We start from the raw sequence: 13,047 nt of genomic DNA, 5'->3' as shown, positions 1-13,047 counted from the left end.
AAAGAGGTGGGTTGATGAGTGAGCCGAACTTCGAACTTCGCGAGTTGATCACCGAAGCTGGCATCTCGTGGGCTGGGCTTGCGAAGCGTATCAACGACCTCGGCGCCGACGAGGGGGAGGCTCTTCGGTACGACTACACGGCAGTGAACCGCTGGGTGACCAAGGGGCAGAAACCCCGAGGTATTACGCCGACCATCATCTGTCGAGTGCTCTCCGAGCGACTTGGCCGGCGGATCCGTCCAGCTGATATCGGAATGGAAGGAGTCGAGTCTGTGGCATCGCGCGGCCTCCAGTACCCACACGATCCGGACGCCAGTCTCGAAACCATTCAAGACCTCGGTACCGCCTACACGAACGGGCAGTTCAGCGCACCCTTCATCCTTGCCGCACTCGCTGCGCCAAGCCGTGATTGGCTACTCGCGACCTTCGAGGAGGTCTCTTCAGACCGCGGTCCGCGTGCGATCGGTATGAACCAAGTTGCAGGCATCCGGAACATGTTCAGTTTGTTCCAGGAGATGGATGTCATGCGCGGTGGCGGACATGCCCGAACTGCGCTGATCAGCTATATGAATTCCACTGTGATTCCACTGATCAGGCGCGAGCATGAGCCCGATGTACAGAAGGCCCTCTATGACGCAGCTGCCGAGCAGGCGTATCTGATCGGCTGGATGGCATACGACGACGGTGAGCACGGACTTGCTCAGCGATACCTCATTCAATCTCTCCGTCTGTCACAAGCCGCCGAGAATCCGGTCCTGGGCGCTCACGTTCTGGCTGGCATGGCGGATCAAGCGAATCTGCTCGGGCACAAGTACGAGGCCGTTGCACTGGCACGTGCGGGGCTGCATGGCATCGCCCCAGAGAATTCTCCGGCCTGCTACGCCGATCTGAGCGTCCTTGAAGCGCGCGCCCTGGCCAGCCTCGGCGACGCGACAGCCGCGAACAAATCAATCGTCCGGGCAGAGCGCATCTTCGACAGTGTCGATCATGACGCCGAGCCGGAATGGGCTCGATTCATCGATCGCGCCTACTTCTTCGGGGAGGCCGCGCAAGTCTTTCGGGATCTCGGCCAACCGAACGAGATTGAGCGATTTGCAGGTCTGTCGATCGAGGAATGCCGAGAACAACGGCGAGCGAGGCGAGGGAGCCTCAGTCAGGCAGCCGTAGCAGCAGCATTCTTGCAGCGCAATGAAGTTGAGGCGGCAGCCGACCGGGGGAAGGTCGTCGTGCAACTCACTTCGACGGTCAACTCATCACGTTCCCTGGAAGCCGTAACGGATCTGCAGCGTAAGTTGCGGCCGTATGCCGACGTGCCCCAGGTGCAAGAGTTCAATCGCGATGCCTCGCTGATGCTTGGCCTCGTGGCGTAACCATCAGTAGTCCCTTTGTTTCCAAGACGGCATTTGATCGCGGATCACATTGCCGCGCATAGCGACACGCTGATGACTCGGCTCTTCGCCGCAGAGCACGCCCAGCTCGACTAGTTCGTCCGTATCCGAACTCCTATCTGCCCGAAGAGTGCCCGAAGTCTGCCCGAAGAGTGCCCGAAGTTGTTTGGTCCCGTGTTGAGTCACTTCGAAACCTAGTCCTACCTGCGCCTTCGGCGCATCGCTCTCGCTCTCCCCGTTCCTGATTCTCTATGGCTTCGCTGTTCATAGAGAATCAGGAACGGGGAGAGCGAGAGCGAGTGTGTGTCAAGTTAGGTTGTGAGAAGTGAGTTTGAGAGAGAGAAGAGGGGACCACAAAGGGGTGGGGTAGGTGGTTGCGTCAGGTGCGCATGTTGTGTTTAGGAAGTGCTGCGCCACCTCTGGTGGCGTGTTCGTGCGGCCGAGCGCACTCAGGGCGGTAGGCAAGTCGTCCGCGTAAGCGACGGTCGTGACTTGAGGACCGGACCACAACGGGGGACCCGTGGGAGGGCACAGTCCCGGAGAGATTTACCGCGCAAGAGGGAACCCTTGACGCCAAGCATCAAGCAAGTTGAAGATCCCGGACCACAACGGCCTCCCGTTTAGGCGGCGGTGTTTATGCGCCTTGCTGGTCAAATCCGCGATCATGGATTCGGCCTAATATGACCGTGACATAGTCAAGGATCGCCTGATTTAGTTCCCCGAACCTATCAGCGGAAAGTTCGACGACGTCTCCAATTTCATATCCCAGATACGGGCACTGCTCAACAAAATGCGCATCTACAAGACCCACGTTGTGAGCCCAAACGTTTCTGATTTGATGTGCGCTAAGCAAATTCCGCCTGAGGTCGGGATCAATCGGCCCGCCCAGGCCGACCATGTTCAACACATCCTCCAGCTTGCCAATCTGGCCGCTTCCAGGAGGCAGTACACGCTGGTAGATCGTCGAGTACAGGTCGTCCGCCCTCTTTGCGATGAGGCCGACCGGGAGACTGATCTTCTCAAACGCTTTACCCTCAAGAAGATCACGCCGGTATTTGATCGATGCCTTGAATACGTCCCCGACAAAGCTTTCGAGCGCACCCCATACGCCGATTAGCTGGGTTGCGTGAAGAAGTGGAAGTCCATCGGATGGAAGTTCCAGCCATCCCGCTCTTTCTTCTAGCTGTTGAGCCATTTCGTCAGAGTAAGATTTCAAGGTCTGCAGAAGGTCCAGAAACTCTTGAGGCGCGTCAGAAATTGCGGAAATCGCCTTCGATGTCCCCCAGGCTAGCGCCTTTGCATTGTTCGCTAGATTGATTGCAAAATAAGTTCTATTGAGCATGTCAACTGAATTTGTGATAAACGCAATCACGTTTTTTCCCAGAGAGATCAGATGCTCAAGCTCAGCTGTTCGATCGGGTTCCTCATCGGCCACCTGCTCATTGTTACCCAGCGGCGGCATCGGTGACCTACGAATCGGGTACGCACGGAGTATGCAACACTGTCGCGGATGCCCGAACCCGACCAACGTTGCCAACAAAGAACACGCAGGTCAGGCGACACCATGCCTGATCAAAAGGAGGGTGGGCGGCGAGCCGACATTGATCTATGCTTCAAGATGGTCGGAACGCGTCGGCTCGTCCGGAGGGGAACCCTCGTCCCACTCTGCTCGGTTACTCCACCACCACCACCATGCCTTGGCGCGCCAAATTTGAGAGTAATAGCTGTCGGTTATTCGCCTAACAAATGTAGGCTCACGGGTGCCGAACGGCTTGACTCCCCGGACCTTCTTTTGCTTCGTTTCGCCAAGCTCAATTCTCCACCGCTGGCCTCTGGCGTCGGTATATTCGACCCAGTAATCCATCGCAGCGTGCTGCCGTTCACCGAAATCGAACTCAACCGTATTGCCAGGATCGAGATAATCGCTTATACCTATGTTGCCGATCGCTTTTGATAGAGAAGGTGCCGACTGCCAGTACCTATACATAAAATCAGCGTCACTCTCATATTCATTTTCGCCCAAAAGGTGCTCGTCGAGATCGTATATCCACATATCTTTGCGAGCGACCATTTTCGAGAATGAAACCATCTCGGAGTAGGCTTTCACTCCATAGATAGGTTTGTCCGAGTGGTTATGCACCTTCACTCTAAGGGTTGGGTTTGTGCCAAACAACAACATCTTTACTTGGCGGCTTTGTTCACGACTGCTCCGCCGTTGGTCGGCGATGTAGTAACCTGCCGCTGCCGCGACGGAGGCGCTTGTACCGACTGCTCCGAACCACTGGCCAACAGTGCCCCAGATCTCGACTGAAAACAGAACCATGCGGCGGAGTATGCCACCATGGGGCTAGTTCGCCATGGAATACGCTGCGCTGCTTGACAACTCGACACCAGAGCACGTCGAGACCAACAACCGCGACGCTGGCGTTCGCTGGGCAAGTTGGGGTGTCGACGCCGTGATGGCAAACGCCGAGTAGCAACGGATCCGGTTGGTCGACAACCGTCCTCACTGACACCAGTGCACAGGGGATACCGGCTCGAGATCGACAAACTCGGCACAATGCTGGTCGCGCACCGCCGGTCCGGACGTGCCTGCATTGACGACCAACGGGCCACCCCTGAGGCTGGAGGCGTGGACCCCGTAGACGGCCAGACCAGTGGTTGCGTCAGGTGCGGATTGCGTTTAGAGCTGCGCCACCCGGAGGCGGCGTGTTCGCGCGACAGGGCGCGCCCAGTGCGGAAGACAAGTCGAGTGCGTAGGCGACGGTTTCATAGCAGGACCACAACAGACGAGTCAGCGTCAGGCTGAGTGTGATGCGCATGCACCAAGTCCCCGAACGGTTCGTATCCGATAGCGATGGCGGGTATGGGCCCTGCATCGGGCAATCCATCGGACCGACGCAATACGCCGAGTAGCCTCGCAGCATGGCTGAGTGGCTGGTGGTAGCGGTTACGGCAAGCACTACGATCTGTGCCTCACTGGGAGCCCAGGCATTAGCCGCATTTGCAACCAGCAAACGTGAAATAGTGCACCGCGCCCAGGAGCAACGTGCCCGATCAAGAAGCGAACGGCTTGAGGCGTACGGCAAACTGCTAACTTCGGCCGCCGCGGCTCTCCAAGAGCTCAAGGTTTGGGCGTGGTACTTGGTCGTCGACGAAGGGCGCGAACCCAACGCACAGCGCGTACAAGAGTTGCTTGATGAGACCCGTGATCATGTTTCGATCGTCGACCTTATCGGATCGACCGTCGTCGCAGACTCGGGCCGTGTTCTCGCTCAGTCGCTGGGCGCACTCGAAGACGGTATCTGGTGGCGCGACACAATGGCTCACGACGACGAAGAGGCGGGCGCCTTGCTTGAGGCAGCCGCTAGTGCATTATCCGAGTTTCAAAGAAGTGCCCGCGCGGATGTCGATGCGCATTCATACGACGAAGGCGGCACGACGATCACCAAGATGCGGTGGTGGCCGTGGCGTCTTCATCGGCCGATTGTCTGATCTCACTCCGACTCACTCATCAACACTTCTTGATGCGACATCTCCGGCGGCTAAACGCGCGTGATGCCCGGCAGCCATCAAACTGCCGGGCATCGGACAAGAAGTCCCAGAAGGGTGGCTCGGGTACGCAAGGAGTACGCAGCACTACCGCAGATAGCCGAAACGGGCCAACGTTACCAACGGTAAATGTGCAGGTCAGAGCATGCTCCCCAACAATGCATGCACCTATCAACTCGGGCAAATCAGACCTAAACCGCTCTCCTAAAGCGGGTGTCGCAGGTTCGAATCCTGCCGAGGGCACATCATTTCCGCAGGTCAGCTCGGCATTTTCCGAAATGAATTCCACTGTGATTCCACTGATCAGGCGCGAGCATGAGCCCGATGTACAGAAGGCCCTCTATGACGCAGCTGCCGAGCAGGCGTATCTGATCGGCTGGATGGCATACGACGACGGTGAGCACGGACTTGCTCAGCGATACCTCATTCAATCTCTCCGACTGTCACAAGCCCGCCGAGAACCCGGTCCTGGGCGCTCACGTCCTGGCTGGCATGGCGGATCAAGCGAACCTGCTCGGGCACAAGTACGAGGCTGTTGCACTGGCACGCGCGGGGCTGCATGGCATTGCCCCAGAGAACTCTCCGGCTTGCTACGCCGATCTGAGCGTCCTTGAAGCGCGCGCCCTGGCCAGCCTCGGCGACGCGACGGCCGCGAACAAATCAATCGTCCGGGCAGAGCGCATCTTCGACAGTGTCGATCATGACGCCGAGCCGGAATGGGCTCGATTCATCGATCGCGCCTACTTCTTCGGGGAGGCCGCGCAAGTCTTTCGGGATCTCGGCCAACCGAACGAGATTGAACGATTCGCAGGTCTGTCGATCGAGGAATGCCGAGAACAACGGCGAGCGAGGCGGGGGAGCCTCAGTCAGGCGGCCGTAGCAGCAGCATTCTTGCAGCGCAATCGTTGGTGTTGGCCGCCGAAATGCCCGCCGACAGCGGGATTCCCGCGCGATCGGACAGCACGTGGATCTTCGAGTACAGCCCGGTGCAGGCGCCGCCACACGCCGGCCTCGGTCCACACGCTGAACCGGCGATGCGCCGTCGGCACCGTCATCCCGAATGAGGGCGGCAGCCTCCGCCAGGCGCAGCCGCTGGTCAGCACGAACACCACCGCGGTGAATACAGCTCGCTCGTCCGTCGGCGCGGTACCACCGCCCGGCGGGCGCGGGGCGAACTCGGGCAACAACGGCTCGGCCAGCGCCCACAACTCGTCCGGCACAAGGCGTTTCGACAACTCATCGGTCACGAATCGAACATCATGCGGCACAACCGATTAGTTGGCTTGGCGGTCAACGATTCAACGGGATCATCGGCAACTTCAGCTCGGGACGCCAGGCCGAATCGATCGGATCATCGTGCCGCGCGGGCGCCGCTCGAGAAGCATGTCTGCGGGGGTCTGGGGCGCAAGGTCAGGCTATGACGTGATCGGGCTGGATGTGGAGGATCACCCGCTCGACATTCCGTCTCTGCTCGTAGGGGTAGGTGTCCAGATCTAGGTACTTGCGCGCCAGCTGATCCAGGAATGCCTTCTCGGGATCTGGCTCGATCTTGACGACACGGCCGCGGACTTCCAGGTAGCGATAGGGGTCGTCGGGATCGAGGATCGAGACCGACACCCGCGGATCCCGCTGGATGTTGCGGTATTTTTGCCGGTCGGTGCCGGTCGAGACGAGCAGCTGCTCGTGGGCGGCGTCGAAGTCGAACCATACCGGGTGTGATTGCGGCTCACCGTCGGGCCCCAGAGACGCGAGGTGCGCGAAGCCCTTCTTGTAGAGGATGTCGGCGTGGCTGCTGGAGATCGTGGCAGGCCGTGTCTTCCTGCTGCGTGTTCGCCGGTTGATGTCGTCGATATCGTCCGCCTTGTTGCGGATCTCAGCCATCGTTGCTCCTTGCTGTCGTGAATATGGAGCCAAAGCCGGGCGACCGCACCCTTTTGTGAGGATCACACACCTCCGGCATGTCAGCATGTTGACATACAGATTCTGTGTCAACATACTGACATGAGTCAAGAGGCGACCGTGGGCGAACTAGAGCAGTCGGTGGGCTACGTCCTCAAACAGGCCCAGGCCGCGCTGCACTCCGCGATGGACACGGTGCTGCGCCCGCTGCGGCTGACCGTGTCGCAATACGCCTGCCTCGAACTGCTCGGCCAGTACCCCGGGATATCCAACTCCGAACTCGCCCGTGGCGCGTTCGTCACCCGCCAATCGATGAACCTCGTCCTGCGCGGGTTACAAGATCGCGGCCTGCTCACCCGACCCGAGCGAGCCCCCCACGGCCGGGTGCGGCCCACACAGCTCACGAGCTCTGGGCAGGAAAAGCTGCACGCCGCCAGCGTGGCCGTGCGCGCCATCGAACGGCAAATGTTCTCCCCGCTGTCCGCGGAAGAACAATGTCGGCTGCGCAACGACCTTGCGGTCTGTATTGCAGCCGCTCCCCCGGCCACACCCAAGTAGTTATAGCCCGGCCGGGCGGTCAGAACTGTGGCAAGTCCTCCCACTCGCTCGACAGTCGGGCAGACCACGCCGGTTTGCGACGGGTGAGCCGGGCGCGCATTCCTTCCGCGGCGTCGGGTGTGCCCATGACCCGCAGGTGCAGTTCGGTTTCGAGCGCGGCGACGCGGGTGGGGTCGTAGCCGTGGATCGCGGTGTCCCACAGCAGTCGTTTGCTCAAAGCCGCGGACATCGGCGCGACATTTGCGGCCATATCGGCGGCCATCGCGAGAGCGGCGGGCAGCACCTCGGCGGCGGGTAGGCAGCGGGTGGCGAGGCCGAGTCGCACTGCTTCCTGGCCGTCGAAAGTCCGTCCCGACAACAGGATGTCGGCCGCGACCGACATGCCCGCGACCTTGGCCACGGTCCAGTGCGCCATCGCGTCGGGCACGACGCCGAGGCGCACCTGGGGAATGGCGTAGCGGGCGGCGTCGGCGACCAGGCGGATGTCGGCCTGCATCGCCAGGGTCAGCCCGATGCCGATCGCGTGCCCGTTCACCGCGGCGATCACCGGTTTTCGCAGGGCGAAGGCGGGCGGGTCGACCGGTGATGCGGAAAATGCCGCGTTGTCGGGCTTTTCGAACGTCGTCGCACCGCCGGCCAGATCCGCTCCGGCGCAGAAGGCCGGGGCGGCGCCGGTCAGCACGATGACCCGGACATCGTCGTCGGCATTCAGATCGCGGTAGGCCAGGCCGAGCGCGCGCCCCATCGCGGCGGTGAAGGCATTGCGGCGCTCAGGCCGGTCCAATGTCACCACCGCGACGCCCTCGGCGATGTCGATCCGCACGTCGCTCATACCTGCGCCTCGCTGACGCTCGGCTCCGCCATGACCGACCTTGTCAGCTGTGTTGATGTTCGCTCGCTGCGCTCGCTCATGCGACCTGCAATTGCGCGACCAGGTCCCTGATGTGCGCGTCGGCGACGGCGTAACCCGGGAAATAGCAACAGATCCGGTCGGCGACAGCACCGAAGCGCGCCATGATCTCGGCGGCGCATTCTTCGGGCGTGCCGTAGACGGCGAGAGTCTCGAGCATCCGGTGATCGATCATTTCGGTCATCGCGGTGACTTGGCCGCGCTTGGACAGCGTATTCAGTTCCGGCTGGAGCTCACCCCAGCCCTCGACATCGAGGACCGGACGATAGGCGGGCGTCGATCCGTAGAAGGCGAGCAGCCGGCGAACACCGACGGCGGCGGCCTCGAGTTCGCCGGCGGTCCGGCCCATCGCGACGATCACCTGCGGATAGATCGCCAGCTCCGCGGCATCGCGACCGGCGCGCGCCAGGCCCTCGGCGATGGCAGGCTGGGTGCGCTCGGCGAAATGCCGGACACTGTTGAACGGCATGACCAGCAGCCCGTCGGCCACCTCGGCCGCGGTTCTGGTCATGATCGGGCCGAGCGCGCCGAGGCAGATCTCCGGCATGCCATAGGGATTGGGGCCGGGGTCGAAGGTGGGCGGCATCAAGGTATGCCGGGTGAATTCGCCCTCGAAGCGCAACGGCGTGCCGTACTGCCAGGAGCCGAGGATGGCCTTGACCGCCAGCACCGCTTCCCGCATCCGTGCCGCCGGCTGCGACCACTGGCCGCCGTACCGCTTGTCGATGTGCGCGCGAGTCTGCGAACCCAGGCCGAGCCGGAACCGGCCGCGGCTGAGCAGATGCAGGTCGTAGGCCGCATGCGCCAGGTGCACGGGGCTGCGCGGGAGAGCGATGGCGACGTTGGTCATCAGGTCGACGGGTTCGGCACCGGTCGCTGCCAGGGTCAGTGGCAGGAAGACATCGTGGGGCCCTTCGAAGGTGAACAGACCGTCGGCGCCGCACGCGACCAATTCGGCTGCCCGCGAGACCGCTTCGTCGGGACGACCGTTCAGCTGGAGATCGATCTTCATTGTTGCGCCGTCCGCCCCGCGGCCACCAGCGCATACAGCGCGTCGGCCATCCTCGACACGAACAGCTCGGCCTCCTCGCTGCCACGCGAGAGCGCGTGGAATGTCGTTGTCCCCGCGAGTATCTCGAAGACGAGTTCGGCATCGGCGCCGGGCGCGATCCGGCCGTCGTCGACCGCGCCGCCGAGCAGCTCGGCGAACGCCTTGCGCACCGGGGCCCCGATCGCCAGCAGCCGCCGCCGCGCCTCTTCGGTCTGTGAATCGGCCAGCAGGCCCGGCACTCCAGCTCGCGCGGCGGGGCTGTCCGCGCGAGCGAGGAAGATGCGCACCCAGGTCGCGAGGTCGGCCCGCAGGTCCCCGGTCGGCTCCGGCGGCGCGTACGCGCCCGGACCGTGAATGGCCTCCTCCAGCAGGGCCTGCCGAGTCGGCCAGCGTCGATAGATCGCCGGTGTGTTCACCCCGGCGCGCTTGGCGATCGCCACGACCGTGGTCTGCGGATATCCCACTTCGGCCAATAACTGCCGCGCCGCGATGAGCACGGCGAGGTCTTTGTCGGCATCACGCGGCCGACCGGGGCGCGGCGAGGTCTGCGAAGTCACCATTACATAGTAACCTGTAACGTTATTCGAGCCCACTGAAATCCGATGTCGCACCTACACGCCGGCGAGCAGTTGCTCGATCCGTGCGACGCAGAACGCGGTCACATCGATCTCCGGCGGCAGCTGTAGCCGGTGCGCCATCCGTAGCAACGGGATGCTGAGCAGGACGGCCGCCAGTATCTCGTTGTAGCGCAGGTTGCGCACCGCCATCCCACTGCGTTCCTCGTAGCGTGCGATCGTCTCCTCCCGGGTAGGCGTTCCCGGAAGTCGTTCGGTGTTTTGGAATTCCGAGCACGCCCAATCCAGGAACAGCATCCATGCGAGGTCGGCCTCGTGGTCGCCGATGTAGGCGATCTCCCAGTCGAGGACACCGGTGACCCGGAAATCGCTGTCGTAGAGGATGTTCGACATGCGGGCGTCGCCCCAGCACAGCGTGACATGCTCGGGTACATACAGATTGGCGCGCAGCCAGTCCACGGCCCGGCGCAGCGCGGGCGGCTGAGTGGTCGAAGCCCAGTCGAGCGCGGCGTCGACGTAACCGATCATCTGCTCGAGCGGCGCGGTGCCGAATTGCGGAAACGACAGGAAGTCCATATTCAATGTGCGCCAGTCGAGCCGGTGGATTTCGGCGATGGTGTCGACACAGCCCCGCCACATCTTCGCGCGCTGGGCCGGCTCAGCGTCGAAGTACAGCCCGGCCGAGTGGTAGGACGGGAGGTCACCGGGCGCACTGCCCTCGATCCGGTCCATCACGAAGTACGGACTGCCGAGGGCTTCGGCGCCGCGATCCAGCCAACGCACGGCGGGAACAGGGAGGGCAGTGTCGGCGAGCCGGCGCATGACCAGCACCTGTCGCAGTAGATCGTAGTCGGGAAACAACGCCACCTCGGGCGGGCGGCGCAGCACCAGCGACACCGGCTCGGCGTCGTCGCATTCGAGGTCGAACAGGAAGGTCTCGGTCGCCAGCCCGCGCGGGCTGGCCGACCAATTCGTCACCCGGACGGAGTTCGCGCCGGGAAATCCGGACCGCAGGACGGGGACGACGGCGGTCGACAGATCGGCTGCCGTGGGTCGAGCGGTCATCAGTAGCCCTCGTATCCGTAGCGAGCGTTGCGCCCCATGAACACCATCTCGACCAGCCCGTACCCGACTTTGCCTTCGCTGCTCTCGATCTTGCAGAAGGTCTCGGTGAGCATGCCGACCTGGCGCAGTTCGTCGGTATCGGTCAGGTCGACGGTGAAGCCGTCGCTGTAGAACGGGCCTTTCCAAATACCCGACGCGTATCCGCGGTACATGTCGTAGCCCGCCAATCCCGGCCAGAAGTCCTGGAGCGCGCTGACCGTGAAAGTACGGGTACTGCCGTCGGCGGCGTTCGTGGTGAAGGAACCCTCGGACACGATCCGGAAGTCGTCACGGAACCGCAGGTCGTGGGTCACGCTGACGATCGGCACAATCGCCGCCTGCGCCTCGATCGGCTGCTGGATGGAGCCCTCGAAATGCCAGCGCTGACCGTCGGCGGTCTCGCGCTGTGCGAAATGCACCAACTCGTCGTCGAACTGGAAGATGCCCATGAAGTACAGGACGCCCTCGGGGATCTCCGAGGGCTGCAGGCCACCGCCCTCGGAGAGGCTGCCACCACCGCCGCCGTGCCTGGTACCCCATGAGTGGTCGCGACCGAACCACCAGGTGCTCGGATCGATATCGATGCGTTCGCCGTCGACCTCGAGCCAGCCGGAGATCTCGCCGTTCTGGTAGTAGCGCCGCGCATCCTCGCGGACCCGGCCGTGGGTACGGAAGAAGGCGGGTTCCTGCTCGTAGGCGGGGAACTGTCCGGCGAAGTTCAGCTCGAGGCGGACACCGTGGTCGTTGGCACCCAGGGTGGCCCGCACCCCGCGCAGCGGCTCGGTGATCTCGTAGCGGTAGGGGCCCACCTGCCAGGCGCCCAGGTCGTCGTAGTTGCCGCCGATCTCGCGCGACAGGCGAGTCACATGCGCCTTGCCGTCGACAGTGACCATCGCGTAGGCGTCCATGACATTGCGGTTGGGGTAGCGGGCCATGCCGGTCATCACGCTCACCCGGCCGGTGGTGTCGAAGCCGTAGAGCACGATCCGCTCGGTCCAGCGCAAATCACTCTGGACGACATGGTCGAACGTCGTCGGCAATTGATGGCAGAGCAGTTCGTCCTGGGGAGTCAGCATGCGGGGTTTCCTTCGAGAGTGGGGGTGGAACACGTTCAAGTTAGCTAATTCGAATACACTATGAAGCGTTTTTAAAAAAGACCCGTTCTCAGCTACGCTCGGCCGACACCGAAGGAGGAGTGAAGGGTGAGTGAACGCCGCGAGGCCCGACCGGGACCGGGCCGCCCCCGGGACCCGCAACTGGATGATCAGGTGCTGCGCGCCACCCAGGAACTGCTGGTGGAGCAAGGTTTTCAGGCAACCACCATCCAAGGTGTCGCACGCCGGGCCGGGGTGGTCGCCACCTCGATCTACCGCCGGTGGCCGAACCGGATCCAGCTCGTAGAAGACGCGATCTTCGCCCTCGACAGCGGCGTCGTCCCGCAGCCGACGGGCGACATCCGCGCGGATCTGCTCGCCTGGACCCGCCTCTTCTTCGCAGCCGCCACCCATCCCGCGGCTCGCTCCGGCATCCCCGGGCTGCTCTCGGCCTACCACGACGACGAGCAGAGTTACCGCAGGCTGCGCGAACGCGGCGAGGGCCTCGCCCGGGTCGCGCTGCGCGCCACCATCGACGCGGCGATCGACTCCGGTCAGGTCTCCCCCGGCTGCGATCCCGACCTGATCTTCGAATTCCTGCGCGGCGCAACGCTGCTGCGTGCCCTCACCCGCGGCGACGAGGACGGCGAACAATTCTGTCGCCAGACCGCCGCGGCACTGGTCACCCTGGCCGTCCACCACGAAAGTACGACATGAGAACTTCCTATCGCCGCCTGCTCGCCGTGGCGGCGGTCGTGCTGCTGACGCCCGCCGCCAGCGGCATCGCACAGCCCGACTCCGCAGGGGTCGTGCTGGAAAACCGCGACATCGCCGAGACCGCCGTGGCCCCCCCCCCCAGCGCGGGCGCCGCGCGACCCCCACCCCCCCCCCCACCCGCCCGGGCGGCCGGCGCCCC

General features: G+C 63.1%; 13 protein-coding genes and 1 pseudogene. 4 read left to right on the top strand and 10 right to left on the bottom strand.

The window, feature by feature from the left end:
- Positions 1-14 precede the first annotated feature (14 nt).
- Positions 15-1,370, top strand: coding sequence for a hypothetical protein (locus ACIBG0_RS10525; protein ID WP_397031323.1), 1,356 nt, complete (start codon positions 15-17; stop codon positions 1,368-1,370).
- A 652-nt stretch (positions 1,371-2,022) separates the two neighbouring features.
- On the opposite strand, the gene ACIBG0_RS10520 is transcribed toward ACIBG0_RS10525, so the two are convergent.
- Positions 2,023-2,823, bottom strand: a complete 801-nt coding sequence (locus ACIBG0_RS10520) for a hypothetical protein (protein ID WP_397031321.1) — start codon at positions 2,821-2,823, stop codon at positions 2,023-2,025.
- A 171-nt stretch (positions 2,824-2,994) separates the two neighbouring features.
- Entirely contained in the window at positions 2,995-3,711 is a 717-nt protein-coding gene (locus tag ACIBG0_RS10515) for a hypothetical protein (RefSeq protein ID WP_397031319.1), read from the bottom strand.
- A 602-nt stretch (positions 3,712-4,313) separates the two neighbouring features.
- Between ACIBG0_RS10515 and ACIBG0_RS10510 the strand changes: the two genes are divergently transcribed.
- Positions 4,314-4,883 carry a hypothetical protein gene (locus tag ACIBG0_RS10510; RefSeq protein ID WP_397031317.1) on the top strand — a complete coding sequence of 190 codons (570 nt, stop codon included), beginning with the start codon at positions 4,314-4,316 and terminating at the stop codon, positions 4,881-4,883.
- A 717-nt stretch (positions 4,884-5,600) separates the two neighbouring features.
- Here the strand turns inward: ACIBG0_RS10510 and ACIBG0_RS10505 are convergent.
- The 3 genes and pseudogenes from ACIBG0_RS10505 to ACIBG0_RS10495 all read right to left on the bottom strand — a co-directional run bounded on the left by ACIBG0_RS10505 (position 5,601) and on the right by ACIBG0_RS10495 (position 6,821).
- A complete protein-coding gene (locus ACIBG0_RS10505; RefSeq protein WP_397031315.1) occupies positions 5,601-5,726 on the bottom strand; it encodes a hypothetical protein in 126 nt (41 codons plus the stop codon).
- Between the two features lie 115 nt (positions 5,727-5,841).
- A pseudogene (locus ACIBG0_RS10500) lies at positions 5,842-6,187 on the bottom strand (transposase); the annotation flags it as partial.
- Positions 6,188-6,350: 163 nt separating this feature from the next.
- Positions 6,351-6,821, bottom strand: a complete 471-nt coding sequence (locus ACIBG0_RS10495) for a PPOX class F420-dependent oxidoreductase (RefSeq protein ID WP_397031313.1) — start codon at positions 6,819-6,821, stop codon at positions 6,351-6,353.
- A 120-nt stretch (positions 6,822-6,941) separates the two neighbouring features.
- On the opposite strand from ACIBG0_RS10495, the gene ACIBG0_RS10490 reads away from it, so the two are divergent.
- Positions 6,942-7,397 carry a MarR family winged helix-turn-helix transcriptional regulator gene (locus ACIBG0_RS10490; RefSeq protein WP_397031311.1) on the top strand — a complete coding sequence of 152 codons (456 nt, stop codon included), beginning with the start codon at positions 6,942-6,944 and terminating at the stop codon, positions 7,395-7,397.
- A 19-nt stretch (positions 7,398-7,416) separates the two neighbouring features.
- On the opposite strand, the gene ACIBG0_RS10485 is transcribed toward ACIBG0_RS10490, so the two are convergent.
- The 5 genes from ACIBG0_RS10485 to ACIBG0_RS10465 form a co-directional block, all read right to left on the bottom strand.
- Entirely contained in the window at positions 7,417-8,229 is an 813-nt protein-coding gene (locus ACIBG0_RS10485) for an enoyl-CoA hydratase/isomerase family protein (protein ID WP_397031308.1), read from the bottom strand.
- Positions 8,230-8,305: 76 nt separating this feature from the next.
- Positions 8,306-9,319 carry a TIGR03617 family F420-dependent LLM class oxidoreductase gene (locus ACIBG0_RS10480; RefSeq protein WP_397031306.1) on the bottom strand — a complete coding sequence of 338 codons (1,014 nt, stop codon included), beginning with the start codon at positions 9,317-9,319 and terminating at the stop codon, positions 8,306-8,308.
- Complete coding sequence (locus ACIBG0_RS10475; RefSeq protein WP_397031304.1) at positions 9,316-9,915, bottom strand: TetR/AcrR family transcriptional regulator; 600 nt, start codon at positions 9,913-9,915, stop codon at positions 9,316-9,318. The genes ACIBG0_RS10480 and ACIBG0_RS10475 overlap by 4 nt, the downstream gene beginning before the upstream one ends.
- 54 nt (positions 9,916-9,969) lie before the next feature.
- Entirely contained in the window at positions 9,970-10,998 is a 1,029-nt protein-coding gene (locus tag ACIBG0_RS10470; RefSeq protein WP_397031302.1) for a phosphotransferase family protein, read from the bottom strand.
- A complete protein-coding gene (locus ACIBG0_RS10465; RefSeq protein WP_397031300.1) occupies positions 10,998-12,113 on the bottom strand; it encodes a hypothetical protein in 1,116 nt (371 codons plus the stop codon). The genes ACIBG0_RS10470 and ACIBG0_RS10465 overlap by 1 nt, the downstream gene beginning before the upstream one ends.
- 126 nt (positions 12,114-12,239) lie before the next feature.
- Here ACIBG0_RS10465 and ACIBG0_RS10460 point away from each other — a divergent pair, with 126 nt between their 5' ends.
- On the top strand, positions 12,240-12,848 hold the full coding sequence (locus tag ACIBG0_RS10460) for a TetR/AcrR family transcriptional regulator (protein WP_397031298.1): 609 nt from the start codon (positions 12,240-12,242) through the stop codon (positions 12,846-12,848).
- The last annotated feature ends 199 nt before the right edge of the window (positions 12,849-13,047 follow it).

Source organism: Nocardia sp. NPDC050630 (genome assembly GCF_044457245.1).
Classification (GTDB): domain Bacteria; phylum Actinomycetota; class Actinomycetes; order Mycobacteriales; family Mycobacteriaceae; genus Nocardia.
The sequence above is the reverse complement of the archived record's forward strand: the minus strand, read 5'-3'. Positions and strand labels throughout refer to the sequence as shown.